Here is a 25,567-nt window from a genome sequence, read left to right as displayed (position 1 = left end):
CACCGGCAGATCTCGTCCCGGTCGTCACAGGTAGTTGTGCGCTCGCAAGTAGCGGATGATGCGTTCGCAGGCCGCCTCGCTCGACAGCTCCGAGGTGTCGATGGTGATGTCGGGCGCCAGCGGCGCTTCGTAGGGGGCATCGATGCCGGTGAATGCCGGTAGCTGGCCCGACCTAGCCTTGCGATAGAGCCCCTTGGGATCGCGGCGCTCGCATTCGGCAAGCGGCGTCGCGACATGGATCTCGATGAACTCGCCCGCTTCGAGCCGCTGGCGCGCCAGCTCCCGCTCGCTGCGGAACGGCGAGATCAGCGCCACCAGCGCGATCAAGCCGGCCTCGACGAACAGCCCCGCGATCTCCGCGACGCGCCGGACGTTCTCCGTCCTCTCCGCGTTGGAAAAGCCGAGGTCGCGGTTGATGCCGTGACGAAGATTGTCGCCGTCGAGCAACGCGGCATGGCGCCCGAGCTCGGCGAGCCGGCTGTCGACGAGATTGGCGATGGTCGATTTGCCGGCGCCGCTCAGCCCCGTGAACCAGAGCACGCAGGGCCGTTGCTGCTTCAGCCGGGCTCGCACGGATTTGTCGACCGCAAGCCGCTGCCAATGAACGTTGGTGGCGCGGCGGAGCGACATGTCGATCATTCCCGCCGCGGCAGTGCGATGGCTGATCGGGTCGATCAGGATGAAACTGCCCATCTCGCGGTTGTCGCGATAGGCCTCGAACACCAGCGGGCGGTCGAGATCGAGATGGACATAGCCGATCTCATTGACGTCGAGCGTGGCGGCGCTTTCCCGCGCCATGGTGTCGATGGCGATCCGGTGCTTGAGTTCCGTGATCACCGCGCCGGTCGAGGCGGTACCGCACCGGAGCAAATAGCGCCGGCCGGCGACCATGGCCTCGCCATCGAACCAGACGAGATGGGCCGCGAGCTGATCCGACACCGGCGCTGCAGATCCGGCGGTCAGCACGTCGCCGCGGCTGACGTCGATCTCATCGGCGAGCGTTAGGGTGATGGACTCGCCCGACCTTGCGTGATTGCGCTCGCCGGCGGGCGTGAGAATGCGCGCGATGCGGGTCTGGTGTCCCGACGGTTGCGCGCGAACGGCATCGCCCACCGAGATCGTTCCGCTCGTGATCCGTCCGCAGAAGCCGCGAAAATCCGCATGCGGCCGGCTCACCCATTGCACCGGCAGCCGGAACGGCTGCTGCGAGGTGTCCCCGGCCACGTCCACGGATTCCAGATAGGCCGTAACGGTCGGTCCCTCGTACCAGGGCATGCGCGTGCTCGCGGCGACGATATTGTCGCCGTCGGGCGCCACGACCGGGATGCACTGGACCTGGGAGATCCCGAGCTGACCGGCCAGAGTCAGGTATTCGGCGGTGATGGAAGCGAAGCGATCGCCGTCGAATCCGATCAGGTCCATCTTGTTCACGGCGAGCACGACGTGGCGGATGCCGAGCAGCGACAGGATGTGGCTGTGGCGCCGCGTCTGCGGGATGACGCCCTTGCGCGCGTCGACCAGCACCACGGCGAGATCGGCATTGGAGGCGCCGGTCGCCATGTTGCGCGTATATTGCGCATGGCCCGGCGTGTCCGCGACGATGAAGCGGCGCAGCTTCGTGGCGAAGAAGCGGTAGGCCACGTCGATGGTGATGCCCTGCTCGCGCTCGGCCTGCAACCCGTCGACCAGCAGCGCGAAGTCGAGGTCGCCGCCGGTGGTGCCGGCGGTCCTGCTCTCCGAGGCGAGCGCGTCGAGCTGGTCGTCGAGCAGCGTCTTCGAATCGTAGAGCAGCCGACCGACCAGCGTGCTCTTGCCGTCGTCGACGCTGCCGCAGGTGACGAAACGCAACGTCGGGCGATCGTCTTGCTCGAGCCGCGGCGCATCGGCGGCGGCGATCGCCGGTGCCTCGTGATAGGACATCAGAAATAACCTTCCGCCTTCTTGCGCTCCATCGATGCGGGACTGTCCCGGTCGATCATGCGTCCCTGTCGTTCGGAGGTGCGCGACGCCATCATCTCCTGCACGATCTCGGGCAGGGTTGCCGCCGTCGAGCTCGTTGCACCGGTGAGGGGATAGCAGCCGAGGGTGCGAAACCTGACGGAGCGCGATTGCGGCTCCTCGCCGGGCTGCAGCGGCATCCGGTCGTCGTCCACCATGATCAATGCTCCGTCGCGCTCGACCACGGGGCGCGACGCTGCGAGATAGAGCGGAACGATCGGGATGTCCTCGAGCAGGATGTAGTCCCACACGTCGATCTCGGTCCAGTTCGACAGCGGAAACACCCGCATGCTCTCGCCGGGCGCGAGCCTCGTGTTGTACAAGCCCCACAGCTCCGGCCGCTGGTTCTTCGGATCCCAGCGATGCGCAGCGCTGCGGTGTGAGAACACGCGCTCCTTGGCGCGCGACTTCTCCTCGTCGCGCCGCGCGCCTCCGATCGCGGCGTCGAAGCCGTGGAAGTCCAGCGCCTGTCGCAGCGCTTGCGTCTTCATCACGTCGGTGTAGCGGGCCGAGCCGTGGGTGAAAGGGTCGATGCCCTGGCTCAATCCGTCATTGTTGGTATGGACGATCAGGTCGAGGCCGAGCTCGCGCGCGCGTCGGTCCCGAAACGCGATCATCTCGCGAAACTTCCAGGTCGTATCGACATGCAGCAGCGGAAACGGCGGCTTGCCGGGATCGAAGGCCTTCATCGCCAGATGCAGCAGCACCGAGGAATCCTTCCCGATGGAATACAGCATGACCGGCTTGCGGAACTCGGCCGCCGTCTCTCGCAGGATGTGGATGCTTTCCGCCTCCAGACGGCGGAGGTGGCTGGCGACGTGACGCTGCTTGCCGCCAGCACCTTCACGGAGTGCGGAATCGGCTCCGGTGGGAACGTCCAGCATGACCATCACGCAGCCGCAGCAAACCACTCGCCGAACAGACGTTGCGACAGTGCCGCATTCAGGCCGAGATCGCGAACACAGGCGGCGACCGCGACGCGATAGGCATCATTGACCCCGCAGCGCTCCAGAGCCTCGCGTTGCGCTTCGCTCAGAGAGGCCGTCGCACGGCGCTGGTAGCGATAGGCACTGTCGGAGGTGTGCAAATTGGGCACCTTGTAGATCGTCGCTTCGCTCGGGAAGATGACGCGCGCATTGTTCGCGTGCGAGTCTCCCGGCTCACGCCAGGACGTCACGGCATTCTCGTTGAAGCTGCCCGAAAGGCCGATCCGTTCGAACAGGACACGAACCGAGGACACGGCCTCCTTGCTCACCTCGTAGACGTAGTGAGTGACGGCAACGCCCTGTCGCTGGGCGTAGCTTGCGACTTGAGCCGCGCTGAGCGCGGCGACGACATAGTGCCGCAGCAATACATCTTCAGGCGCGCGCGAGATCAGCTTGTCGAGCCACGATGCCAGTGAACTCGCCGGCTCACGGTCGAGCATGATGAGATGCAGCCGGTGCCGCGGATAGCCCGCCTCGATCAGCAGCTTGAGCGGATTGAACAGGCTCTCGGCGAGCACGTAGGGCCCGATCGTTTCCTTGCTGAAGATGTGCGGCTCGTCGTCTGCCGACGGCACGGCCCACGGCGCCGGCCTCTTGCCGACGAGCGCATCGCGCAGCATGGCCTTCAAAGGCTGATAGTAGGAAGGCATCCCGGTCATGCCGAACAGATTGCTCAGGGCCGTCGATCCGACGCGCGCCTTGCCGCATGCAAAATAGAGCATGGGAAAGTCTTGCGGCGAGCGATGCCGAAAGCCGTCCGCCAGGCACTCCGTCACCTCGCGCATCAGTGTTTCGAGCGCGACGGTCCTGGTTTGGAACCCCTCCACCGGCGGAAGCAGCGTGGTGTCGAGAGAACTATCTTGCCGACGAACGAGTTCGGCGATTCGCTCGAGCGAATCGGGGGACGACGCATCGATATTCATGGCGGGGGACTCGCTGAACAGGTTCCGCAAGCGAGTTGCTTACGGCTCAATGTTCAACCTAGTGTTGATTACGACCCCGGTCAAACCCGGGAAATCCCGGGGGCTTCATGAATGTCCGGCGAGCACGGCAATCGTGCTCGCCGCTCCGTTGCGCATTACGCGGCGCGCACGGTGCTGAGGAACTTCTCGACCTCGGTCTTCAGGAGGCTGCTTTCGCTCGACAGCGAACGCGCCGACGCCAACACCTGTCCCGACGCCGCGCCGGTCGCGCTCGCGCCATGGCTGACCTGGGCGATCTTGTCTGCGACTTCGACCGTTCCCTTGGCGGCTTCGCTGACGTTTCGCGCAATCTCGGCCGTCGCTGCGCCCTGCTGTTCGATCGTCGCGGCAATGGTCGTGGAAATATCGGAGATGCGGCCGATGGTCGTTCCGATTTCCTTGATCGCTCCGACGGAGTCCTGCGTTGCCGATTGCATGCCGGCGATCTGCGCGCTGATTTCCTCGGTCGCTCGCGCGGTTTGCGCCGCGAGCGCCTTGACCTCGCTCGCCACGACCGCAAAGCCGCGGCCGGACTCGCCGGCGCGCGCCGCCTCGATTGTTGCGTTTAGCGCCAGGAGGTTGGTCTGTTCGGCGATCGCCGTGATCAATTTGACGACGTCGCCGATGCGGCCCGCCGCCTTGAGCAGCTCGTTGATCCGGGCATCGGTGCGCTCGGCCTGCTTGACCGCATCGCCGGCGATACGGCTGGAATCGTGCACCTGACGGCCGATCTCGACGACCGACGTGCTCATTTCCTCGGCCGCGGACGCCACGGCCCCGACATTGGTCGAGGCTTCCTCCGAGGCGGCGGCGACCATTCCGGAGAGCTGCTGGGTCTGTTCGGCCGTACCCGACAACGTGCCGGCAGCGGATTCGAGCTCCTGGGATGCAGCCGACACCGAGTTGATGATGCCGCCGACCGCAGTTTCGAACGCGTTGGCAAGCCGCGTCATCTCCTGCTTGCGCTGAGCGGCCGCAGCGGCTTGGTGGTTCTTCTGCTCGGCTTCCATCTGCTCGATGCGGATCAGATTTTCCTTGAAGGTCTGTGCCGCGCGGGCGTTGTCGCCGACCTCGTCGCCACGGCGGGTGTAGGGAATTTCGATCGCCTTGTTGCCTCCGGCGAGCTGCAGGAGCACATCGCCGATGCGACGGATCGGACGGGCGACGTTCAAGACGGAAAAGACTGCGGAGCCGACCAACGTCAGGACGACGAATAGGCCGACGATCAAAGCGAAATTGGCGACGCGGTCCAACTCGGCCAGCATCTCGCCCTTGCGGCGCGCGGCGAATTCGTTGGCGACGCCGACGAGATCGTCGATGCGCTTGCTGACTTCCTGCGCTGCCGGACGCATATGCTCTGCGAGAATACTTGCCTTGGCCGACTCTGCTGCAAGCTTGGCGCCACCCGCGGGGGCGGCGATGACCGCCTTTTGCGCCGCGGCGAGCTCGACGCCGCTGGCCAGATACGCATCGACGAACTTCTTGGCCTCGCGGTAAGCGTCCTGTGTGACCTTGCGGGTCGCCCGCTCTCTCGCGGCATCGATTTCGGTGCCGGCTTCGCCGGCCCGGGTACGGAGAAGCTCGAGGAGCCTGTCGACCTCTCCGGCTGACGGTGCCGAGCCGAGTTCGAGAGCGGCGAGCTGCGCGCGTGCCATCGCCGTCTGAGCCGCCTGCGCATTGCCCTTGTTGAGATAGTTAATTGTGACGAGGCGATTGGATTCGGCAATGGAGCGGTTGCCGAGCATCTGATTGGTCAGCATGCCGCCGACCAGCAAGACGCTCACGCCCGTCACGATGCCGAGCTTTGTTCCAATGCGAAACCCGAATGACCCCACGGCAATCTCCCCTCGGTTTGTCGTATAACAGCTATTCGCAACCAATGATTGAGATTTGGAAAATATTCGCGGATCCCCAGTAGAACTACGGCTAACCTCTTTGACAGACGGAACTTTCGTGCATGGCCTCCGGCGCATTCGGCGTCGTTTATGGACGCGCTCGTGCTTGTGAGTTCCCCCGACTCAGACATAGCGTGAGTTGATGCGTTTCCAGGATCGCCCCAATTCCTACCGGCCGCAGTTCAGCGGCTCGCCGTTCGGCCGCCGCTTCTCCGGGCTATTGCCCTGGATGTTCGTGGTGGGCATCGCGCTGGCCGTCGTGCTCACATTCCGCCATGGAACGCACTGGCTTGTTCCCGATACCGATCGCACTGGAGATGCCGAGATCGTTCTTCAGCAGACCGGCCACGCGGATGTGCGTCCCGTCGAATTCATTCGCGCCATCGATGGCGACACTTTTCTCGCGCGTGTTCGCCTGCACGAGGGACGCGATCCCGTGGTCCGCATTCGGCTGCGCGGCATCGATGCACCCGAACTGAAAGCATCCTGCCAGGAGGAGCTGGACAAGGCCGAAGCTGCGGCCCGTGCCTTGCGCGATCTGCTCGGCCAGGGCGGCGTGACCATCACCAATCTCGCTCCCGACAAATACGGCCGAGTCCTCGCCGACGTCGCGACCCGGCGGACTGTGAACGTCTCGGCGGCACTGCTCGCCGGCGGCTTCGTGCGCAGCTACAATGGCGGCCATCGCGACGGCTGGTGCGCGCGCGGCTGGCGGTTCTGGCAATAAAAAGGCCGCGTCGAAGACGCGGCCTTTCATTTCATCTCGGCTGATCCAGGCGATCAGCGCGTCACGACCACCGTCGTGCCGACAGAGACGCGGCCGTAGAGATCGGTGATGTCGTCGTTGAGCATGCGGATGCAGCCATAGGAGACGAAGCCGCCGATCGAGCCCGGCACGTTGGTGCCGTGGATCGCATATTCGCCGCCGGCGAGCGTCATCGCCGCAACGCCCATCGGGTTGCGCGGCGAGCCGCCCGGAATGACGTCGGGGATACCAGGCTTGTCGCGCTTCACCTCGGCGGGCGGCGCCCAGGCCGGATTGAGATATTTGCCGTCAATCTTCGTGGTGCCGGCCCACTGCTTGCCGGCTTTGCCGACGCCGACCGGATAGCGCACGGCCTGGCCGTTCCCGAGGATGAGATAAAGCCGCCGCTCGCTGGTTTTGACCACGATGGTGCCCGGCGAATAGTCGGCCAGGTGCGCCCCCACCATTTCCGGCCGCGCCTGCGCCGCCGTCGACGTCAAGGCCCCAGCCGCGATGGTGGCGGCCAGCGCCACCGCAATCCTCATCGACATCGATGCTTCCCCTTGCCCAAAACGGATCGTCCAAAATGACGCAGAACCGGCAATCGTCGCCGCACCAAGCCCTCGTCGATGCTCATTCTTAACCGCGCTCGTTAACCCAATGGTTTCGACGCGCGGCTGCCGAGGGCAGGCCAGCAGGGGGAACAAAGGAAATGTTCGAAATAAAGTAAATGACCAGAAAACAACACTCGACGGGAAAGATGCAGGCGCGCTGCCGCGCCCGCTGACAACAGCGTGAGGGTGTGAATGGCCGTTGGTTGAGAGGGCGCGCTGACGCGAAAACTAATCGCGTGTCCCGGATGCGCTGCAGCGTGAAACGCTGCTGCGCAGAGTCCAGGAAGCTACACGTTCTGACGTTTAGATGGGCCCCGGCTCAGCAGCGCACCGCTGAAGGAGCGCTGCGCTGCGTCCGGGGCACGAACTCGCCTTACGCCGACTTCTTGTTCTGCCGGTTCTTGACGAGATCATCGACAACGGCGGGATCGGCGAGCGTCGAGGTGTCGCCGAGGCTGCCCGGCTCGTCCTCGGCGATCTTGCGCAGGATGCGGCGCATGATCTTGCCGGAGCGGGTCTTGGGCAGGCCCGGGGCGAACTGGATCTGGTCGGGCGAGGCGATCGGGCCGATCTCCTTGCGCACCCAGGTCACGAGCTCCTTGCGCAACTCGTCGCTCGGCTGCACGCCGGCCATCAGGGTGACATAGGCGTAGATGCCCTGACCCTTGATGTCGTGCGGGAAGCCGACGACGGCGGCTTCCGACACCTTCTCATGCGCGACCAGCGCGCTCTCGACTTCGGCGGTGCCCATGCGGTGGCCGGAGACGTTGATGACGTCGTCGACGCGGCCGGTGATCCAGTAATAGCCGTCGGCGTCGCGGCGGCAGCCGTCGCCGGTGAAGTATTTGCCCTTGTAGGTCGAGAAGTAAGTTTGTTCGAAGCGGGCGTGGTCGCCGTAGACCGTGCGCATCTGGCCGGGCCAGGACCGCGTCAGGCAGAGATTGCCTGATGTTTCGCCTTCCAGCACCTTGCCGTCGGCATCGACGATCTCAGGCACCACGCCGAAGAACGGTTGCGTCGCCGAGCCGGGCTTCAGCTTGGTCGCGCCCGGCAGCGGCGTGATCAGGATGCCGCCGGTCTCGGTCTGCCACCACGTGTCGACGATCGGGCAGCGGTCGTCGCCGACGACGCGGTGATACCACTCCCAGGCTTCGGGATTGATGGGCTCGCCGACCGAGCCGAGCAGGCGGAGCGAGGCGCGCGAGGTCTTCTTCACCGGTTCGTCGCCGGACTGCATCAGCGCGCGGATCGCGGTCGGCGCGGTGTAGAAGATGTTGACCTTGTGCTTGTCGATGACGTTCCAGAACCGCGAATTATCCGGATAATTCGGCACGCCCTCGAACATCAGCGTGGTCGCGCCGTTGGCGAGCGGCCCATAGAGAATGTAGCTGTGGCCGGTGACCCAGCCGACGTCGGCGGTGCACCAGTAGATGTCGCCGTCGTGATAGTCGAAGACGTATTGATGCGTCATCGAGGCGAACACGAGATAGCCGCCGGAGGTGTGCAGCACGCCCTTGGGCTGGCCGGTCGAGCCCGACGTGTAAAGGATGAACAGCGGATCCTCGGCGTGCATGTGCTCGACCGGGCATTCCGTGGTCACCATCGCCGCGGCCTCGTGGTACCAGAGGTCGCGCGTGGGGTTCATGTCGACCTTGGCGCCGGTGCGCTTGACCACGACGACCCAGTCGACGCCGTCGGCCTTGCCAAGCGCCGCATCGACATTGGCCTTCAGCGGCACCTTCTTGCCGCCGCGTAGGCCTTCGTCCGCGGTGATGATCACCTTGGATTGGCAGTCGTTGATGCGTTGGGCGAGGCTGTCAGGTGAGAAGCCCGCGAACACCACGGAGTGGATCGCGCCGATCCGCGCGCAGGCCAGCATTGCATAGGCGGCCTCGGGAATCATCGGCAGGTAGATGGTGACGCGGTCGCCCTTCCCGACGTTGCGGGTGCGCAGGATGTTGGCCATCCGGCAGACCTCGTCATGCAGCTCTTTGTAGGTGATGTGCTTGGACTGCGAGGGATCGTCGCCCTCCCAGATGATCGCGGTCTGGTTGGCGCGTTTGGCGAGATGCCGGTCGATGCAATTGTAGGCGACGTTCAGGATGCCGTCCTCGAACCATTTGATCGAGATGTTGCCCGGCGCGAACGAGACGTTCTCGATTTTCGTCGGCGCCTTCATCCAGTCGATGCGCTTGGCCTGCTCCGCCCAGAAACCGTTCGGGTCCGAGATCGAGCGGGCGTACATCTCTTTGTACTTGGCCTGGTCGATCCAGGCGCGCTTCGCCCACTCCGCGGGGATATCGTAGATCTTCTCGGACATGCTTCCCTCCACATGCGGCAAGCTAAGGCAATGCCGACAGCATCATTTGATGGATTATGCGTCGGGCTAACCGGACCCGACAAGGAGCACAAGCTGGACCTTCGACGGGCAGCCGGCCATGCGGAGAATCAAGCTCCGGAAGGCCCGCTGTCGCAAATCTGAAACAGGGCCGACGAGCACTTTCCGGCTCTTCACCCAAACCGCCAGAACAGAGACCGCAGAGCCCCCATGCGGCGAGGAGAGGTATTTAGTAACCTCTTCTCACTGATTCGGGACTCGCAATCGTGTTCGGAACACCCTAAATGGCCAACCCGGGTCCAAAGAGACCCCTTGGAACAAAAATCACAACAGCGGCATTGATCGACAACAGGACAGGGCTAAGGCGTAAGACCATGATGGATCAGCAGAATCTCGGGACGATACGGCCCGCTTCAGCCGATCCTGCAGCCATTGCCCTAGCCAAGGCCCTCGGACAATGGCCGAAACCGGGTGGATTCAGGCGCCCGAGCCCCAAGAAGACCTACGACACGGCGCCTGCGGCGACGGTCGAGGCCCTCGCCAAGGAGCTCGGCTTGCGGCTCGGCGACCAGAACGAGCTGACCATCCGTCGTATCAGGCGCGGCAAGGGCTATTCCTTCGTCCGCCCGAACGGTGCGCATATCCGCGACGCCCGCACCATCCGGCGGCTGCATTCCATGGCGGTGCCGCCGGCCTATCGCGAGGTGCGCTACTCCGCCGACCCGAACTCGCATCTGCAGGCCGTCGGCCGCGATGCCGCGGGCCGGCTGCAATACCGCTACCACGCCGACTGGGAGAAGGTCCGCGAGCAGCGCAAGGCGCATCGCCTGGCAAAGCTCGTCGGCGCGCTGCCGAAAATCCGGCGCAAGGTCTCGGCGTTCCTGTCAGGGGACCAGCCGACGCGCGAGTTCGCGCTCTCGGCCGTGATCGAGCTGATCGCGCGCACCGCGATCCGCCCCGGCAACGAATCCTACGCCCGCCTCAACGGCACCCGCGGCGCGACCACGCTGCTGAAGTCAAACGTCACGCTGGAAGACGATTGTTTCGTGCTGACCTTCAAGGCCAAGGGCGGCAAGGCGGTGCGCAAGGAGTGCGACGCCGCCAAGCTGGTGCGCGCCATCGGCATTTTGCAGAGCGTTCCCGGCAAGCGCATGTTCCAGTATCGCGATGCCTCCGGCATCGTGCGCGCGGTCAGCACCACCCAGGTGAACGCGTTTCTGCGCGAGATCGCCGGCATCAAGATTTCCCTGAAGGATTTCCGCACGCTGATGGCGTCCGCCGTCGTGGTGGAATCGCTGTCGCGGATCACGCCGGCGAGCAGCCAGCGCGGCCGCAAGAAGCAGGTGCTGGATGCGATCCGCGCCGCCGCCGACCAGCTCTCCAACACGCCGGCGATCTGCCGCAAGAGCTACGTCCACGACACCATCGTCACCGCCTTCGAGGAGGGCATCCTCGAGCGCTTCGCCGCGACCATGACGGGTCAGCGCTCGCAGGCCAGGCGCGAGCAGCTGCTGGCGCAGGTGGTGGCGACCGCGGCAGTGTAACGAAGCGCCGCTCTCGTAAGGTGGGCAAAGCGAAGCGTGCCCACCATTTGCCCATGGTGACGGGTGGTGGGCACGGCGCGAAGAGCGCGCCTTTCTCCACCCTACGAGAGCTACTTATTATCTGACACACCTATGTCAGGACCGGGATCGCCGCCTGCGGCTGCGATCGTGAGCCGCTTAAGGTAGTGCGCCCAACCCGTTGCATGAGCGGCCGCCTGCGCTTCGTTCGGCAGGCCGCTATGGGTCATGCGCAGCAGCGTGCCGCCGTCCTGCTCGATCAGGTCGATCTCGATCAGGCTCGAGCCGGGCGGCACTTCCTGACCGCCCTCCCACCCGAACGTATAGGCCAGACGATGCACCGGCACGACCTCGCGGAACGCGCCGCGGGCGGCGGCGCCGTCCGGGCTGACGCCCTTGAGCAGGTAGAGCCCGCCGGGATAAGGCTCCGTGGTTGCGTCGGAGCCCATCCAGCTCAGGATCTTTTCGGGGTCGGTGAGGTAGGCGAAGACAGTGGCGCGCGGGGCCGCGATCTGGGTCTCGCGTCGCACTATGAAGGGTTCGGGCATCGGCAATCATCCCTGGTCTGACGATGGGACATGGCGGCGGCCCTGCGCTCCGTCAAGGATTGCCCGTGGCAAAGACGGCCCTGTTTCGCCATGATCGCCTCATGCAGCTCTCCCCGACCCTCGCCTGGCTCCTCGACGCGGCCTCGGATTGTCGCGGGGCCGACCACCTGCTCGCGGAGCTCGGCGCGCATCTGGCCGCCGATGGCGTGCCGCTCGCGGCAGGCGCCCTGACGCTGGAGGTGCCGCATCCGCTGATCGCGAAGCGGACCTGGCTGTGGCGTGCCGACAGCGGCCAGGTGATCGAAGCGCTCGGCTTCGCGCCGGGCGGCCTCGCGCCCGATCCACCCGACGACGCCGGCCGCCGTTGGCTGCGCGATATCGCCGGCGGCGATGTGCATGAAGATGTCGCCGGACGGCCCGATGGCCCGCTGCTCGGCTGGATCGGGCCGCGTCCGTTCACGGCGGATGAGATCGAGCAATTGCGTCAGGCCGCGCGTTTCGCCGCAACGCCGCTGGCCGTGCTCGCCGCGCGCGCCACCTTGCGGGCAACGCTCGATGCATACCTTGGCACGCGCAGCGCGGAGCGGGTACTGGCGGCGCCTCTGCGCCGCGATCTCGGCGAGACCATCCAGGCCGCACTGCTCTATGCGGATTTGCGCAATTTCACGACCCTGTCGGAGACGACACCGCCGGCCGATGTCATTGCGGCGCTCGATGCCTGGTTCGATCGCATCGCCGGCGCGGTTCACGCCTTCGGCGGCGAGGTGCTGAAATTCATCGGCGACGGCGTGCTCGCGATCTTTCCGGTGCTCGAGGCGTCCCCGCGCCGCGCCTGTGACGCTGCTTTGCGCGCGGCAAGCGCAGCCGAAGCCGGGATGGCGTATCTCAACAAGGAGCGCCGCGCGCAAGGGCTGCCGCCTTTGTCGTTTGGCGCCGCGCTCCATCTCGGCGAGATGCTCTGGGGCAATATTGGCGCCGCGAACCGGCTCGACTTCACCGCGATCGGCCCCGCCGTCAACCTCGCCAGCCGTCTGGAGGGATTGTGCAAGCCGCTGGGCCGGACGGTGCTGGTGTCGGGCGCGCTCGCCGCCGAGACAGAGATGCCGCTGGTTGCGCTTGGGACGCATGAGCTGCGCGGCATTGCCGCGCCGTGCGAGGTGTTTGCGCTGGAGGAGTCGCAAGCCCGGATATCGTAGCCCGGATGGAGCGAACCGTAATCCGGGATCGGGCTTCAATCGAGACTTTCCCGGATTGCGCTGCGCTCCATCCGGGCTACGAAACGACGTAACTACATCCCGCCCATCTTGCAGACGAGCTTCCACTCCTCTGCCGTCACCGGCTGCACGGAGAGGCGCGAATATTTCACCAGCGCCATATCCGCGAGCTTCTTCTCCGCCTTTATCGCGGCCATCGTCACCGGCGTCTTCAGGGGCTTGTCGGCCTTGATGTCGACGCAGACGAATTTGCCGGTCTTGTCGGTTGGATCGGGATAGGCCTCCTTGATGATCTCGGCGATGCCGACGATCTCCTTGCCCTCGTTGGAATGATAGAAGAACGCCTTGTCGCCCTTCTTCATGCTCACGAGGTTCTGACGGGCGGTGAAATTGCGCACGCCGGTCCAGGCCTCGCCCTTGGCGCCCTTCGCAACCTGCTGGTCCCAGGACCACACCGACGGTTCGGATTTCACGAGCCAGTACGCCATGCTTATTCCTCTGCCTTGAAGGGGCGCGTCATCAGCGCCGAGATCGCGGCATCGATCGTGCTTTTGCCGCTCAGGATCGATGCGACCGCCTCAGATACCGGCAACTCGATGTTTTGCGAAGCGGCGAGCTCGATCAGCACGGGGGCGGTGAACTCGCCCTCGGCGAGCTTGCCGGCGGGAGGCTGCTCGCCGCGGCCGAGCGCGAGGCCGAGCGCGAAGTTGCGCGATTGCGGGCTCGAGCAGGTCAGAATGAGATCACCGAGGCCCGACAGGCCGGTGAGCGTCTCGCTGCGTGCGCCGAGCGCACGGCCGAGGCGCGTCAGCTCGGCAAAGCCGCGGGTCGTGAGCGCCGCCTGCGCGGAGGCGCCGAGCTTGCGCCCGACCGCAATGCCGACCGCGATCGCCAGCACATTCTTGGCGGCGCCGCCGATCTCGACGCCGCGAATGTCGGTGGAGTGATAGGGGCGGAATGTCGGCGAGCCCAGCGCCTGCACCAGGCTGCTGGCGAGCGCCTCATCGCTTGCCGCCAGGGTCACTGCCGTCGGCAGGCCGCGTGCGACATCGTCGGCAAAGCTCGGCCCCGACAGGATCGCCGGCTGCGCGTGCGGCGCGGCCTCGGCGATCACGTCGGTCATGAACTTATGGGTGCCGTGCTCGATACCCTTGGCGCAGGCGACGATCGGCACCGCCTTCGTGATGTGCGAGGCCAGCATGTTGACCGCGCCGCGCAAATGTTGCGCCGGCGTCGCAATCAGCAGCATGTCGGCACGCGCGGCGAGCGCCAGATCGCTCGTCACGACGAGCTCAGGCACGATCCGAATCCCGGGCAGCCGCGGATTGTCGCGCGTCGATGCGATCCGCGCGGCGTGCTCGGCATTGCGTGCCCACAGCGTCACGTTTCGCCCTGCTCGCGCCGCCACCGTCGCCAGCGCCGTACCCCAGGCGCCCGCGCCGATCACTGCGACGGATTGGAACGCGGTCATCCCTAGAATCCCGCCCGAGTCTTGCCGTAGCCCGCGGGCGCCGTCGCGTTGGCATCGAGCAGCCAGCGTGCGCGCGGCTGCGCGTCCATCGTGTCGGTCAGGCCAAGCGCCAGGCGCTCGGCGCCGGCCCAGGCGATCATGGCGCCGTTGTCGGTGCACAGCGCGGGCGGTGGCATGATCAGCTGCGTCCCGGCCTGCCTCGCGACATCGTCAAGCGCGCCGCGGATCGCCTGATTGGCGGCAACGCCGCCGGCGGCGACCAGCGCGCGCGGTGCGCCGAACTGCTCGCGGAAAAGCCTGAGGCCGACGCTCAGCCGGTCGGCGGTTGAGTCGAGCACGGCGGCCTGGAAGCTCGCGCAGAGATCGCTGATGTCCTGCGGCATGAGCTCGGCCAGCCGGCTCGCTTCGGTGCGCACCGCCGTCTTCAGTCCCGACAGCGAGAAGTTGGCATCGGGGCGCCCCTGCATCGGCCGGGGAAACGCAAAGCGCGTGGCATCGCCGCCTGCCGCCGCGCGCTCGACCTGCGGGCCGCCGGGATAGGGCAGGCCCAGCATCTTCGCGACCTTGTCGAAGGCCTCGCCGATGGCGTCGTCGACCGTGGTGCCGAGCCGCACATACTGGCCGACACCGGTGACCGCGACGATCTGGGTGTGGCCGCCGGAGGCGAGGAAGAGGCAATAGGGAAATTCGATGCCGTCGGTGAGACGCGGCGTCAGCGCATGCGCTTCGAGATGGTTCACCGCGACCAGCGGCGTGTCGTGCACCATCGCGATCGCCTTCGCGGTGGTGAGCCCGACGATGACGCCGCCGATCAGCCCGGGCCCCGCGGCCGCCGCGACGCCGTCGAGCTGAGCATAATCGATGCCGGCCTCGTTCATGGCGCGGTCAATGATCCCATCGAGTACGTCGACATGCGCGCGCGCGGCGATCTCCGGCACCACGCCGCCGAAGCGTGCATGCTCCTCGATCTGCGACCGCACGATGTTGGACAGGATCTTGCCCTTGCCGTCGGCCACGCGTTCGATCACGGCCGCGGCGGTCTCGTCGCAGGTGGTTTCGATGCCCAGCACCAGCATTGGCGAATTGTTATCCAATTTGCGCCCTTGCGCTCATCCATAAAGCAGAGTTCTGGTACGTCCGGTAGCATCCCGGGGTCGGCTTGCGCAATCGTCACGCGCAGTCGTTCTGGTCAATGCGTCACCGCCACATGGTCCGGGAACAGCAGCGATGTCCATTCTTGTCACACGGCCGCATCCCGACAATGCGGCGACGGCGGACAATCTGCGCACGCGCGGGCATACGGTACTGCTTGCGCCGGCGCTCAAGCTCGAGCCGGTCGCCTTCCAAGGCGAGAGCGAAGTTTCTTATGATGCCGTTCTCGTCACCTCGGCCAACGCGATTCGCGCCATAGCGCCGCAATTGCCGGACCTCGGTCTGCTGGAGCTGCCATTGTTCGCGGTCGGCGAACATACGGCTGCAGCGGCGCGAGAGGCTGGTTTTGCCGAGGTGATCGTCGCCGGGGGCGACGCCGCGTCCTTGCGCGACAAGGTGATGCAGAGCGCGCGCGACAAGGTGCTGAAGAAAAACAGCACGCTGCTGTATCTCGCCGGCGCGGATCTGTCGCGCGATCTCGGCGGCGAGCTCGGGGCGGAAGGTTTCCGCGTGGTGACGCAGACGACCTACCGCATGGCGCCTGTCAAGCATCTGCCGCGCGAGGTGTGCGAGGGCTTTGCCGCCCACGGGATCGAGGCGGTGCTGCACTACTCCCGGCGCAGCGCACGTGCGTTCCTCGATGCGGCGCGGGACGAAGGTGTCGAAATTTCGGCGCTGGCGATCCCGCATTGCTGCCTGTCCGAGACCGTTGCGGGCGTGCTGCGCGATGCCGGCGCGTCACAGGTTCTGGTGGCCGCAACGCCGGACGAAACTGCCTTATTCGACACCTTGGAGCGTGCGTTGCGGACCCGTTTGGCGTAAAGGTCGGGCCGAATCCGACGCAATCTAATCCACCCTGGTATGGAAGTGTGAGGAACCGTCACGATGGCCGACGACAAGCCTGAAGACGCTGGATTGGCGCCCGATCCGGGTCGTGCCAAGCGCACCCCGCCCACCATCGACCTCGAGGCGACGGAAGTCTCGACCCAGCCGCAGCAGGTCGCGGGCGAGCCCGAGGCATCCGAGCATGTCGCGCAGGAGCAGGCCAGGGTGGAAGAGCCCGGCTCGGAACAGGTCAAGGCCGAGCCTCAGTCCGAATCTGCAGAGCAGCAGGCCTCCGCGGCGGTGCCTGTATCGGCGCCGATTTCGCCCTGGGTCATCGCGCCGTTCTCCGGCGTTGCCGCGGCTGCGGTCGTGATCGCAGTCGGCTGGATGCTGGGCTGGCCCGCGGTGCAGGCCCCGCCGGCCGCGCCGCAGGTCACCAGTGCGACCGTCGATGCGCTGAGCGGACGCGTTGCCGCGGTCGAAGCCAGGGCCGCGAGGCCGGCGGCCGATCCGGCCCAAGTCGCGCGGATCGACGCGTTGGAGAAAGCGGCGAGCGCACTGCGCGGCGACATCGCCAATTTGCGCGCACAGTTCGATAAGACGGCGAGCGCGCTGAACGATGCGAAATCCGCGCCGCCGAGTGCCGCGCCCGATCTTGCCGCGCTCACCGACCGCATCGCCCAGCTCGAGCGCGCGAGCAAGACCGAGCGGGCCGAGCTTGCGCAGCAGGGCGAGAAGATCGCCGAGGCCAAGACGATGGACGACAAGCCGCTCCGCTATGTGGTCGCGGCGTCCCTGCTCGACGTTGCCGTTCGCCACGGCGATCCCTATCAATCGCAATTGGCGGCGGCGCGGTCGCTGGCGACCAAGCCCGATATGCTCAAGCCGCTCGAGGCGTTTGCATCGTCCGGCATCCCGACATCGGCGGCGCTGAGCCGCGAGCTCCTCAATATCGTGCCGAAGCTGTCGCCGCCGGCTGAAGCTCCGTCGAGCGAGGCCGGCATTGTCGAGCGGCTCCAGGCCGGCGCGTCAAAGCTCGTGCGGATCGAGCGCACCGATGGCGTCGGCAACGATCGCGGCGCCATCGTGACGCGCGTCACGGCGGCGGCGCTCCGTAGCGATTTCGCCGAAGCGCGGCGCGAGCTGAAGACGCTGCCCGAGGCTGATCGTGCTCCGGCGCAGGCCTGGCTCGACAAAGCCGACGCCCGCGACGCCGCGCTCGCCGCGTCCCGCAAATTCGCCGACGATGCCATGGCGGATCTCGCCAAATCTACTCAATAAGATTCGCGCAACAATCGGCGCGTATAGGGATCGCCATGCTTCGCATCGTCCTCTTTCTCGTCTTGATCGCACTGGCGGCGGCCGGCGCGGCCTGGGTCGCCGACCAGTCCGGTGATCTCGTCCTGACCGCGGGCAGCTTCCGCATCTCGACGACGCTGCCGAGGTTCGTGTTCTTGCTCGGCCTCTTCGCCGCTTCCGTCGTGCTGGTCTGGAGCATCCTGACGATGATCTGGCGCATGCCGGGGCGCTTGCGCCGACGCCGTCATGACAAGCGCCAGGCCCGCGGCCGTCACGCCATCACCCATGGCCTGCTCGCGATCGGCCACGGCGATTCCGCGCTCGCGCGCCGGCACGCCGAGGCGGCGCGGCGGCATGCACCGAACGATCCGCTCGCACTGCTTTTGCACGCGCAGTCGGCGCAGCTCGAAGGCAATCGCGACGAGGCGCAACGCGTCTTCCGCGCCATGGCCGAACGCGAGGACACGCGGCTGCTCGGCCTGCGCGGTCTCTTCATCGAGGCGCAGCGCGCCGATGATGCGGTCGGCGCCGTGATGATCGCGGAGGAAGCGATCAAGCTGTCGCCGTCCGCGACCTGGGCCTCGCACGCGGTGCTCGGCTTCCGCTGCGCGCGCGGCGACTGGAGCGGCGCGCTCGCGATCCTCGATTCGAATCTGTCCGCGGGCCTGATCGACAAGCAGACCTATCGCCGGCAGCGCGGTGTGCTGCTCGCCGCGCGTGCGCTGGAGCTGGAAACGACGGACCGCGACGTCGCGCGCGAGAGCGTGATGGAGGCGGTCAAGCTCGCGCCGACCCTGGTGCCGGCGGCCGTGCTCGCGGCAAAATTCGAGAGCGAGGCGCATCAGGTGCGCCGCGCCATGAAGCTGGTCGAAGCTGCCTGGCTCGCCAATCCGCATCCCGATCTCGCGGATGCCTGTGCGCATGTGAAGCTCGGCGATTCCGCATGGCACCGCTTGCAGCGGGTAGAAAATCTCGCCGCGAAGACCCCCGCCGACAAGCCCGGTTATGTCGAAGGGCAGCTCGCAATCGCGCGCGCTGCGATCGAGGCCTCGGAGTTCGCCCGCGCGCGCGAGGTGCTCGCGCCTTATCTCAAGGATCCGACCCAGCGCGTCGCGCTGCTGATGGCCGAGATCGAGCGCACAGAGCATGGTGACGGCGGCCGCGCCCGCGCCTGGACCTTGCGCGCGGTGCGCGCCCGGCTCGATCCCGCCTGGACCGCGGACGGCTATGTCAGCGACCGCTGGCGTCCGGTCTCCCCGGTCACCGGCCGCCTCGATGCGTTCCAGTGGCAGGCGCCGGTCGCGAGCCTGCCCTCGGACAAGGGCCCCACGCTCGAATCCTCGGCCTTCGAGGAAGCCATGCTGGCCGCTCCGCCGCCGAAGCGGGTGACCGCCGCTCCCAGCGAAGCCGCGGTGGAACCGCCGGAGGTGGCCCCGCTGCCGGCACCGGCCGCGCAGGACAATTCACCCCCTCAGGCCAAGGACGCCGCGAAGGAGGCTACCAAGGAAGTGGCCAAGGAGACTGGGGAGCAAACTGCGAAGGTCGACGAGCCGGTCGTCACGCCCGCCGAGCCGGCGAATCCGGCTCCGGCGCCCGCCGAATCATCGCCGCCGGCGCCGACGCCGGTCTTCCGAACCCGCGCCGACCTCAGCAAGCCCGCCTCGGCGCCGACCCAGACCGTCATCCCGATCGTCCGCGCACCCGACGATCCCGGGATCGACGACGACGGTCCAAGCGACGAATTTACGGAACAAATCGGCACGCCCAAAGCCCAGGCGGGCGGCTGGCGCGGATTCTGGTCCCGCTGGGGCGCGTGAGCGGTATTTCGCCTCCCGCTTGTCCTTGCCAATTCGGGCCATGCCCGATATCAGGGGCGCGCGTATCGGGGCCGACATTGCTTTGGTCCCGGCAGGTTCGCCGCAATAGCTCAGTCGGTAGAGCACGTCATTCGTAATGACGGGGTCGGGGGTTCGAATCCCTCTTGCGGCACCAGCGCCCCGGTTCATCCGATCCCCAAGCGCTCCGATGACCAGGCATCAGCCTGCATCAGGGCTCGCTCGGCTGCGTGATCGCGATCACATAATCGCAGACATGGCTCCCCTAACGTCCTGTCACGCCAACACGGGGAGACTTCACATGCGCAAGATCATTCTGATTGCCGCCATGCTGCTGGCTTCGGCCTCCGCCCAGGCAGGCGGCTCCCGGGGTCTGTCGCTGGCGGCGGCAGGCGAACAGACCTCCACTCCGCAAACCACGACATCGGCGAGCACCGTGACGGCGCAGGTGAGCGAAGCCGCGCCGGCCACCGAGGTTCAGAAATATCATGATCGTCCGCCGGCGGTGTCGCTCTCCGCGCCGACAGTGGCGACCACTCCGACGGTCACCACACCGGCGACGGCCTCCGCGCCGGTCACGACGACCAAGCCTGCCACCAAGACGACGGCAAAGGCGGACAAGCCGAAGCCCAAGCGCAGCTGGACCGAGCGCCGCATCATCAGCGAGCTGCATCGCCACGGCATCTATTGGTGAGGCGCCGACCTGTACCCTGATCTCGCCGTCATGCCCGGGCTTGACCCGGGCATCCACGTCTTCGCGCCTGATCCTAAAACGTGGATGGCCGGGACAAGCCCGGCCATGACGCAAGAGTTTTGGATTTGGCGCTTATTGCGAGATCGTTTGCACGACGCTCGCGATCGGACGGGAGTTCGTGCCTGCGGTCGGCACCTTCATGTCCTTCATCAGCGCCTCGTCATATTCCGGCAGCGTCTGGAGGCTCGTCTTGGCCTTCATCTGCACGACCTTGTAACCGCCGGCCTTCAGCCGCGCGAGCAGCGTCGGCAGGGCGAGGCCCGTGTTCTTCTGGAAGTCGTGCATCAGGATGATGCCCTTGCCGAGCTTGTCCAGCCTCGTCATCACGGTCTCGACGATCTTCTCCGGCGTCGCGCCCTTCCTGAAGTCGAAGGAGTCGATTTCGGTCGAGAACATCGCGACGTTGCGGGTGCCGAAATAGCTCACCATCGCCGGATTGTGCTGAAGCTGCGGGAAGCGGAAGAACGGCGCCGGGTTGGTGCCGAGCGCGAATTTCACCGCGCTGAAGCCCTTCTCGACCTCGTCCTTAACCTGCTGCTCGGTCAACTTCTTGCTGTTCAGATTGACATGCGACCAGGTGTGCGTGCCCACCGTGTGGCCCTGGGCCAGCACCTGCTTCAGGATCTCCGGATGGTAGGTCGCGTGCTTGCCGACCGAGAAGAACAGGCCCTTGGTGCATTCGTCCGCGAGCGCCTTCAGCACCGTGGGCGTGTTGACCGGCCACGGACCGTCGTCGAAGGTCAGCACGACCTCCTTCTCGGTCAGGAAGTCGAACTGCTTGAAATGCTCGAAGCCGAAGCCGGGGCCGCCCGTCGTGTCGATCTCGACGACGCGGGACACGCCCAGCGCGTTCGGATTGGCGCAGGCCTGCTTCGGCTGCATCGGCATGACCGGCACGGGGGCAGGTGCTGGAGCTGCTGCGGCCGGCTTGGCCGCGACGGCCGCGGTGGTCTCGACGTCGTCCTTGGCGGCGAGCTTCGCCTGTGCCGGCAATGGGTCGGCGGCACGGGCAGCAACTGTCTTGGGAGCGCCCTGGTCGGCGCGCGCGGAATAATAAAACCAACCGCCGGCGGCGATCACGACCGCCGCAACTACACTGGCCAGCATCAGGCCCAACGCATTACGCATCGTTACTCTTTCCAATTACGCAACCAAACCGGCGGAATTTCCCGCGCGACGAGCCATTAATGCGAAGTAAGAGTTAACGTGACACCAACACGACAGCGGTTGCGAAGGAATTTCAGTGGGCTGCGTCTGAGTGACTGAGATCACAGAGGACGGGTCTCCCGTGAGCGTCATCACAGTGGAAACGGTTTTGCCGGAGCATCGTAGCTCCCATCGACAACGGGCCCGCTGAGGCGGCGCCAACGGGAGCTTCAAATGACCAAGTCGTTTACCGGCAAGATCCGCGACACCAGCCTGGCCCTGGGCTTTGCCGCCATCGTCTCGATCGCTTCGACGGGCGCGAGCTTCGCCTTCTCGGCCGAGGCGCAGCAGATGTGCACGGGCGATGCCTTCCGTCTCTGCTCGGCCGAGATCCCCAATATCCCGAAGATCACCGCGTGCATGATCAAGCATCGCTCGGACCTCAGCGCCGGATGCCGCGCGGTGATGGACAAGACCCTCGCCAAGGGCGCCTCGCGCAAGGTCGCTGACGCTCAGGACACACAGTAACCAAGACGCTGCAGCTCCCCTCGTCATGCCCCCGGCATGAAGCCGGGGTGATGCGGCGGCGCCCTGCAGCTAGTCAACAAAGCCGTTGCAGGTGCGGGATCGTCGCACTAGCTTCGCCCGCACGTCTTTCCGGGTAAGAGGCAATTGCGCGATGACCAGACTGCTTTTCGTTATTTCCTTGCTCCTGTGCGCATCGAGCGCCTCCGCGCAACAGCAGCCCGGCCATGATGCCTGCGCGCGCGACGTCACGCGCTTCTGCCGTCCCGTAATGGACAATGGCGACGGTGCCGTGCTGGCCTGCCTGAAGCAGAACCGCACCAAGCTGAGCAAGGCCTGCGACAAGGTGCTGACCCAGCACGGGCAGTGATCGTCATTCCGGGGCGCGCGAAGCGCGAACTATGGTGCGCAACTGCGCACCTGAGAATCCATCGCGCGACCAACTCCTGCGATAAATGGATTCCGGGTTCGCACCTTACGGCGCGCCCCGGAATGACGAGAGGCCTACGTACTGCTTCCCGCCGCGGTCGCGACCACCGGCAGCACCTCGCTGTTGGCGCGGTCCGGCGTGTCGTCCTTCCAGCGCACCGAACCGAAGGGGCGCTCCAGCATGCGGCGGATTCGCACCGGCTCGGGACCGATGTGGAAATCGATCGCCTGCTGATGCAGCGCGCGTTCGGACTGGGTCGCACGGTTGCGCTGACGCAAATAGTCGAGCCAGGTCGGGCAGTGATAGCGCTCGGTCCACAGCTCGGGGTCGGCGATGTCGCGCGCGATCGACCAGCCATAGGCACCGTTGCGCTGGCGCGAGAGCTGCACGTCCTGCATCACGTTGTGGAACGCGCGCGCATTCTCTTGCGCAACCCGATATTCGATCTCGACCACGAGCGGGCCGCTGCGCCCTGTCAGCGACAGCCTCACCTCGGGATCGGCCAGCATGTCCGCATCCTCGTTGCGGGCGCCGACACGCGGCATTGTGAGCCAGATGCCGAGCAGCGGCGAGATCAGCATCAGGCCGGCCGAGGTCAGCAATGCGATCTCGACGCCGGCATAGTCGGTGAGATGGCCCCAGCCCCAGGCGCCGATCGCGATGCCCCCGGCGATCGCGGCCTGGAAGGCTGCGAGCGAGCGACCGGCGACCCAGCGCGGGGCCGAGAGCTGCACGCCGATATTGAACAGCGCGATCGCCGCCATCCAGACTGCGCCGCCTAGCACCAGCGCGGCCGCCGTCAGCACCGGCTCCGTGCTCAAAGCGAGGGCGGCCATGGTGAAGGCCATCGTGATGGTGCAGGCGCGGATCGCGGCCTCGCCGCTCATGCGCTTGCGCAATTCGTGGATGTTGAGCGCGCCGATCACCGCGCCCATGCCGAAGGCGCCGAGCATGATGCCATACATCTGCGCGCCGCCATGCAGGAGGTCGCGCGCGACCAGCGGCATCAGCGCCATCACCGCGCCGCCGATCAGGCCCATCACCAGCGTGCGCAACAGCACGATCTTGATCGGCGGCGAATTGGTGATGTAGCGCACGCCCGAGACCATGGCGCGGTTGAGCTTTTCCCGCGGCAGGCGCGACACCTCGGTGTTGCGGCGCCAGAGCAGCAGCACCACCAGCAGCGGCAGATAGAGGATCGCATTGCAGGCGAATGCGGCCACCGCACCGAGCGCAGCGACGATGACGCCGCCGACCGCCGGACCGAAGCTGCGCGCGATGTTGTAGCTGATGCCGTTCAGCGCCACCGCGGACGCCAATGCCTCGGGCGGCACTTGTTCGCTGACCGAGGACTGCCAGGCCGGACCGAACAGCGCATTGCCGCTGCCGACGATGAAGCAGAAGGCGAGCAGCAATTCCGGGGTGATCAGGTTGAAGCCGGCCAGCACGGTGAGCACGCTCGCGCCGATCAGCGCGATCGACAGCGAAATCACACTGACGATGCGGCGGTCATACATGTCGGCGATGGCGCCGGCCGGCATCGAGATCAGCATGATCGGCAGCATGAGCGCGGTCTGCACCAGGGCCACCTTGTCTGCCGAGGCCGCCATCTGCGTCATCGCCCAGGCCGCACCCACGCCCTGGATCAGGAGGCCGAGATTGGAGAGCAGGCTGGCGAGCCAGATCCGCCGGAACACGGTGTACCGCAGGGGCGCTGTGATGCCGTCGGCGGCCATTTTCGGGCGGTTCGGCTGCTCGGTCATATCCCCTTCCATGTCGGATGGCAGAAGTGGTCGTGGTGATTCCGGCCAATTCAGTGATGCCCGCGAAAGTCCTTCGCTGTCCAGTGCTTAGGCCGGTATAAGCAGTGCAAAGAGCTAGGCTTGCCGGGAGGAACTGATGAAGCTGTCGCGACGGACGATTTTGCGAGGGGCTGCGAGCGTGCCTTTCGCACTTGCGAGCTTGCGGACGGGCGCGCTGGCGCAGACCGCGCCCGCCACGGAGCTGCCGCCGATTCTGTTCGTCCACGGCAATGGCGATTACGGCGCGCTCTGGATGACGACGCTTTGGCGGATGGAGTCCAACGGTATCGCGCGCGATCGCATGATGGCGATCAATTTCACCGACCCGCTGGCGCGCACCGACGACAAGGTCGAGCAGGCGGGTCGCTCCTCGACCGAGGACCAGCGCCGCGAGCTCGCTGCTGCGGTTGCTGAGCTGAAGCGCCGCACCGGCGCAGCCCGCGTGGCGCTGGTCGGCAGCTCGCGCGGCGGCTACGCGATCCGTAACGTCATCAAGAACGGCGGCGCCGGTGATGTCAGCCATGCGGTGCTGTGCGGTACGCCCAATCACGGCGTGTTCGCAACAGACGACCAGCCGAACAACGAATTCAATGGCCGCGGCACGTTCCTGCGCGGACTGAACGAGGGCGAGAGTGAGGTGACGCCGGGAGTCGCTTTCCTCACGCTGCGCAGCGACGGTCTGGACAAATTCGCGCAACCCGACGGCCGCTTTATCGGCAAGCCCGGCATGCCGACCAATGTCACCGCCGAAGGGCCGGAGCTGAAGGGCGCCACCAATCTCGTGCTCGGCGCGCTCGACCATCGCGAGGTGGCGTTTCACCCGCGCGCGTTCCGCGAGATTTACAAGTTCATCGCGGGGCGCGAACCTGCGCGCATCGCGATCGTGCCGGAGACCAGCGTGAGATTGAGCGGCCTCGTCACGGGTACGCCCGGCGGCGTGCCGACCAATCGTCCGGTCGCGGGTGCAATCGTCGATGTCTTCCGTGTCGATCCTGATACCGGGGAGCGCAAAGAAGGTGCGCTGTACAGCTCGACAACAGGCTCAAATGGCCGTTGGGGGCCGGCGCAGGTCGATCCCGCCTGGTCGCTCGAATTCGTGCTGACCTCGCCGGATGCGCCGACGACGCACATCTACCGCTCGCCCTTCCCGCGCTCGTCCGAGGTTGTGCATCTGCGGCCCGCGCGGCCGCTCGGGCCGGCCGACAAGGCCGCCGGCGCCGTCGTGATCATGTCGCGCCCGCGCGGCTATTTCGGCCTGCCGCGCGACGTGGTGCTGCTCGACGGCAAGGAGCCGGCCGACGTCAAGCCGGGCGTGCCCACGGATGCGGCAGCCACCCTGCGGCTTCCCGCCACCGAGGTTGGCCGTAACATCGTGGCCCAATTCGGCGAAGAACGGATTGTGGCACGCGCCTGGCCTGCGTCCGAGAACCGGATTGCCATCGCCGAGCTGACTTACTAGCTATTTA

22 protein-coding genes and 1 tRNA gene are annotated in these 25,567 nt (G+C 66.2%); 11 read left to right on the top strand and 12 right to left on the bottom strand.

Going from position 1 to position 25,567, the window contains the following annotated elements:
• Nucleotides 1-24 precede the first annotated feature (24 nt).
• The 4 genes from cysN to I6F31_RS28055 form a co-directional block, all read right to left on the bottom strand.
• Complete coding sequence (gene cysN, locus I6F31_RS28070) at nt 25-1,920, bottom strand: sulfate adenylyltransferase subunit CysN (protein ID WP_225186445.1); 1,896 nt, start codon at nt 1,918-1,920, stop codon at nt 25-27.
• Complete coding sequence (cysD, locus tag I6F31_RS28065) at nt 1,920-2,882, bottom strand: sulfate adenylyltransferase subunit CysD (protein WP_036024260.1); 963 nt, start codon at nt 2,880-2,882, stop codon at nt 1,920-1,922. The genes cysN and cysD overlap by 1 nt, the downstream gene beginning before the upstream one ends.
• A 5-nt stretch (nt 2,883-2,887) precedes the next feature.
• Nucleotides 2,888-3,907, bottom strand: coding sequence for a sulfotransferase family protein (locus I6F31_RS28060; RefSeq protein WP_225148222.1), 1,020 nt, complete (start codon nt 3,905-3,907; stop codon nt 2,888-2,890).
• Nucleotides 3,908-4,062: 155 nt separating this feature from the next.
• Nucleotides 4,063-5,781, bottom strand: coding sequence for a methyl-accepting chemotaxis protein (locus I6F31_RS28055; protein WP_225113173.1), 1,719 nt, complete (start codon nt 5,779-5,781; stop codon nt 4,063-4,065).
• Between the two features lie 202 nt (nt 5,782-5,983).
• Here I6F31_RS28055 and I6F31_RS28050 point away from each other — a divergent pair, with 202 nt between their 5' ends.
• Nucleotides 5,984-6,568, top strand: coding sequence for a thermonuclease family protein (locus I6F31_RS28050; protein WP_225127930.1), 585 nt, complete (start codon nt 5,984-5,986; stop codon nt 6,566-6,568).
• 53 nt (nt 6,569-6,621) lie between these two features.
• Here the strand turns inward: I6F31_RS28050 and I6F31_RS28045 are convergent, their stop codons facing one another.
• Together I6F31_RS28045 and acs are read right to left on the bottom strand one after the other, a co-directional pair.
• Entirely contained in the window at nt 6,622-7,137 is a 516-nt protein-coding gene (locus tag I6F31_RS28045) for a L,D-transpeptidase (protein WP_036024233.1), read from the bottom strand.
• Nucleotides 7,138-7,573: 436 nt separating this feature from the next.
• Entirely contained in the window at nt 7,574-9,520 is a 1,947-nt protein-coding gene (gene acs / locus I6F31_RS28040) for an acetate--CoA ligase (protein ID WP_225186444.1), read from the bottom strand.
• Nucleotides 9,521-9,912: 392 nt separating this feature from the next.
• On the opposite strand from acs, the gene I6F31_RS28035 reads away from it, so the two are divergent.
• On the top strand, nt 9,913-11,082 hold the full coding sequence (locus I6F31_RS28035; RefSeq protein ID WP_225144193.1) for a DNA topoisomerase IB: 1,170 nt from the start codon (nt 9,913-9,915) through the stop codon (nt 11,080-11,082).
• 110 nt (nt 11,083-11,192) lie between these two features.
• On the opposite strand, the gene I6F31_RS28030 is transcribed toward I6F31_RS28035, so the two are convergent.
• A complete protein-coding gene (locus I6F31_RS28030; protein ID WP_036024228.1) occupies nt 11,193-11,648 on the bottom strand; it encodes an SRPBCC domain-containing protein in 456 nt (151 codons plus the stop codon).
• Between the two features lie 101 nt (nt 11,649-11,749).
• On the opposite strand from I6F31_RS28030, the gene I6F31_RS28025 reads away from it, so the two are divergent.
• A complete protein-coding gene (locus I6F31_RS28025) occupies nt 11,750-12,844 on the top strand; it encodes an adenylate/guanylate cyclase domain-containing protein (protein WP_036002982.1) in 1,095 nt (364 codons plus the stop codon).
• Between the two features lie 92 nt (nt 12,845-12,936).
• On the opposite strand, the gene I6F31_RS28020 is transcribed toward I6F31_RS28025, so the two are convergent.
• The 3 genes from I6F31_RS28020 to tsaD are packed head-to-tail and all read right to left on the bottom strand — an operon-like array spanning nt 12,937 to nt 15,403.
• Nucleotides 12,937-13,350: an EVE domain-containing protein gene (locus I6F31_RS28020; RefSeq protein WP_036002930.1), complete on the bottom strand. Its 414-nt coding sequence runs from the start codon at nt 13,348-13,350 to the stop codon at nt 12,937-12,939.
• 2 nt (nt 13,351-13,352) lie between these two features.
• Nucleotides 13,353-14,333 (bottom strand): NAD(P)H-dependent glycerol-3-phosphate dehydrogenase, encoded by a 981-nt coding sequence (locus tag I6F31_RS28015; RefSeq protein WP_225148225.1) that lies wholly within the window; start codon nt 14,331-14,333, stop codon nt 13,353-13,355.
• Between the two features lie 2 nt (nt 14,334-14,335).
• The gene (gene tsaD, locus I6F31_RS28010; RefSeq protein WP_225186468.1) at nt 14,336-15,403 is read right to left on the bottom strand and encodes a tRNA (adenosine(37)-N6)-threonylcarbamoyltransferase complex transferase subunit TsaD; all 1,068 of its coding nucleotides are present in this window, start codon (nt 15,401-15,403) and stop codon (nt 14,336-14,338) included.
• A gap of 157 nt (nt 15,404-15,560) precedes the next feature.
• Between tsaD and I6F31_RS28005 the strand changes: the two genes are divergently transcribed.
• From I6F31_RS28005 to I6F31_RS27985, 5 genes are all read left to right on the top strand, one after another.
• Nucleotides 15,561-16,307, top strand: coding sequence for a uroporphyrinogen-III synthase (locus tag I6F31_RS28005; RefSeq protein ID WP_225186443.1), 747 nt, complete (start codon nt 15,561-15,563; stop codon nt 16,305-16,307).
• 63 nt (nt 16,308-16,370) lie between these two features.
• A complete protein-coding gene (locus tag I6F31_RS28000; protein ID WP_036002917.1) occupies nt 16,371-17,591 on the top strand; it encodes a hypothetical protein in 1,221 nt (406 codons plus the stop codon).
• A gap of 35 nt (nt 17,592-17,626) precedes the next feature.
• Nucleotides 17,627-19,426 (top strand): heme biosynthesis HemY N-terminal domain-containing protein, encoded by a 1,800-nt coding sequence (locus tag I6F31_RS27995; protein WP_225186442.1) that lies wholly within the window; start codon nt 17,627-17,629, stop codon nt 19,424-19,426.
• A gap of 99 nt (nt 19,427-19,525) precedes the next feature.
• A tRNA-Thr gene (locus I6F31_RS27990) sits at nt 19,526-19,601 on the top strand.
• Nucleotides 19,602-19,745: 144 nt separating this feature from the next.
• Nucleotides 19,746-20,138, top strand: coding sequence for a hypothetical protein (locus I6F31_RS27985; RefSeq protein WP_225186441.1), 393 nt, complete (start codon nt 19,746-19,748; stop codon nt 20,136-20,138).
• 132 nt (nt 20,139-20,270) lie between these two features.
• Here I6F31_RS27985 and I6F31_RS27980 read toward each other — a convergent pair whose 3' ends face one another.
• The gene (locus I6F31_RS27980; RefSeq protein WP_036002909.1) at nt 20,271-21,326 is read right to left on the bottom strand and encodes a polysaccharide deacetylase family protein; all 1,056 of its coding nucleotides are present in this window, start codon (nt 21,324-21,326) and stop codon (nt 20,271-20,273) included.
• Nucleotides 21,327-21,578: 252 nt separating this feature from the next.
• Here I6F31_RS27980 and I6F31_RS27975 point away from each other — a divergent pair, with 252 nt between their 5' ends.
• Both I6F31_RS27975 and I6F31_RS27970 read left to right on the top strand, forming a co-directional pair.
• The gene (locus I6F31_RS27975; RefSeq protein WP_036038816.1) at nt 21,579-21,872 is read left to right on the top strand and encodes a hypothetical protein; all 294 of its coding nucleotides are present in this window, start codon (nt 21,579-21,581) and stop codon (nt 21,870-21,872) included.
• Between the two features lie 151 nt (nt 21,873-22,023).
• Nucleotides 22,024-22,239 (top strand): hypothetical protein, encoded by a 216-nt coding sequence (locus tag I6F31_RS27970; protein ID WP_036002903.1) that lies wholly within the window; start codon nt 22,024-22,026, stop codon nt 22,237-22,239.
• 134 nt (nt 22,240-22,373) lie between these two features.
• On the opposite strand, the gene I6F31_RS27965 is transcribed toward I6F31_RS27970, so the two are convergent.
• Entirely contained in the window at nt 22,374-24,062 is a 1,689-nt protein-coding gene (locus I6F31_RS27965; RefSeq protein ID WP_036002980.1) for an MFS transporter, read from the bottom strand.
• A 136-nt stretch (nt 24,063-24,198) separates the two neighbouring features.
• Between I6F31_RS27965 and I6F31_RS27960 the strand changes: the two genes are divergently transcribed.
• Nucleotides 24,199-25,560 carry a hydrolase gene (locus tag I6F31_RS27960; protein ID WP_225186440.1) on the top strand — a complete coding sequence of 454 codons (1,362 nt, stop codon included), beginning with the start codon at nt 24,199-24,201 and terminating at the stop codon, nt 25,558-25,560.
• Nucleotides 25,561-25,567 lie beyond the last annotated feature (7 nt).

Origin of the sequence: Bradyrhizobium sp. NBAIM01 (assembly GCF_020194115.1) — a bacterium.
GTDB classification, from domain to species: Bacteria; Pseudomonadota; Alphaproteobacteria; order Rhizobiales; family Xanthobacteraceae; genus Bradyrhizobium; species Bradyrhizobium yuanmingense.
Note: the sequence above shows the minus strand (reverse complement) of the source record. Positions and strands in the feature narration are given on the sequence as shown.

What these genes read in the sequence shown, in the direction of transcription:
- I6F31_RS27975 (WP_036038816.1), top strand. Translation starts at nt 21,579, where the DNA reads ATGACCAAGTCGTTTACCGGCAAGATCCGCGACACCAGCCTGGCCCTG.
- I6F31_RS27965 (WP_036002980.1), bottom strand. Translation starts at nt 24,062, where the DNA reads ATGACCGAGCAGCCGAACCGCCCGAAAATGGCCGCCGACGGCATCACA.
- I6F31_RS28000 (WP_036002917.1), top strand. Translation starts at nt 16,371, where the DNA reads ATGGCCGACGACAAGCCTGAAGACGCTGGATTGGCGCCCGATCCGGGT.
- I6F31_RS28030 (WP_036024228.1), bottom strand. Translation starts at nt 11,648, where the DNA reads ATGCCCGAACCCTTCATAGTGCGACGCGAGACCCAGATCGCGGCCCCG.
- I6F31_RS28035 (WP_225144193.1), top strand. Translation starts at nt 9,913, where the DNA reads ATGATGGATCAGCAGAATCTCGGGACGATACGGCCCGCTTCAGCCGAT.
- I6F31_RS27995 (WP_225186442.1), top strand. Translation starts at nt 17,627, where the DNA reads ATGCTTCGCATCGTCCTCTTTCTCGTCTTGATCGCACTGGCGGCGGCC.
- I6F31_RS27985 (WP_225186441.1), top strand. Translation starts at nt 19,746, where the DNA reads ATGCGCAAGATCATTCTGATTGCCGCCATGCTGCTGGCTTCGGCCTCC.
- I6F31_RS28060 (WP_225148222.1), bottom strand. Translation starts at nt 3,907, where the DNA reads ATGAATATCGATGCGTCGTCCCCCGATTCGCTCGAGCGAATCGCCGAA.
- cysD (WP_036024260.1), bottom strand. Translation starts at nt 2,882, where the DNA reads ATGCTGGACGTTCCCACCGGAGCCGATTCCGCACTCCGTGAAGGTGCT.
- I6F31_RS27970 (WP_036002903.1), top strand. Translation starts at nt 22,024, where the DNA reads ATGACCAGACTGCTTTTCGTTATTTCCTTGCTCCTGTGCGCATCGAGC.
- I6F31_RS28050 (WP_225127930.1), top strand. Translation starts at nt 5,984, where the DNA reads ATGCGTTTCCAGGATCGCCCCAATTCCTACCGGCCGCAGTTCAGCGGC.
- I6F31_RS28015 (WP_225148225.1), bottom strand. Translation starts at nt 14,333, where the DNA reads ATGACCGCGTTCCAATCCGTCGCAGTGATCGGCGCGGGCGCCTGGGGT.
- acs (WP_225186444.1), bottom strand. Translation starts at nt 9,520, where the DNA reads ATGTCCGAGAAGATCTACGATATCCCCGCGGAGTGGGCGAAGCGCGCC.
- I6F31_RS28020 (WP_036002930.1), bottom strand. Translation starts at nt 13,350, where the DNA reads ATGGCGTACTGGCTCGTGAAATCCGAACCGTCGGTGTGGTCCTGGGAC.
- I6F31_RS27960 (WP_225186440.1), top strand. Translation starts at nt 24,199, where the DNA reads ATGAAGCTGTCGCGACGGACGATTTTGCGAGGGGCTGCGAGCGTGCCT.
- cysN (WP_225186445.1), bottom strand. Translation starts at nt 1,920, where the DNA reads ATGTCCTATCACGAGGCACCGGCGATCGCCGCCGCCGATGCGCCGCGG.
- I6F31_RS28045 (WP_036024233.1), bottom strand. Translation starts at nt 7,137, where the DNA reads ATGTCGATGAGGATTGCGGTGGCGCTGGCCGCCACCATCGCGGCTGGG.
- I6F31_RS28005 (WP_225186443.1), top strand. Translation starts at nt 15,561, where the DNA reads ATGTCCATTCTTGTCACACGGCCGCATCCCGACAATGCGGCGACGGCG.
- I6F31_RS28025 (WP_036002982.1), top strand. Translation starts at nt 11,750, where the DNA reads ATGCAGCTCTCCCCGACCCTCGCCTGGCTCCTCGACGCGGCCTCGGAT.
- I6F31_RS27980 (WP_036002909.1), bottom strand. Translation starts at nt 21,326, where the DNA reads ATGCGTAATGCGTTGGGCCTGATGCTGGCCAGTGTAGTTGCGGCGGTC.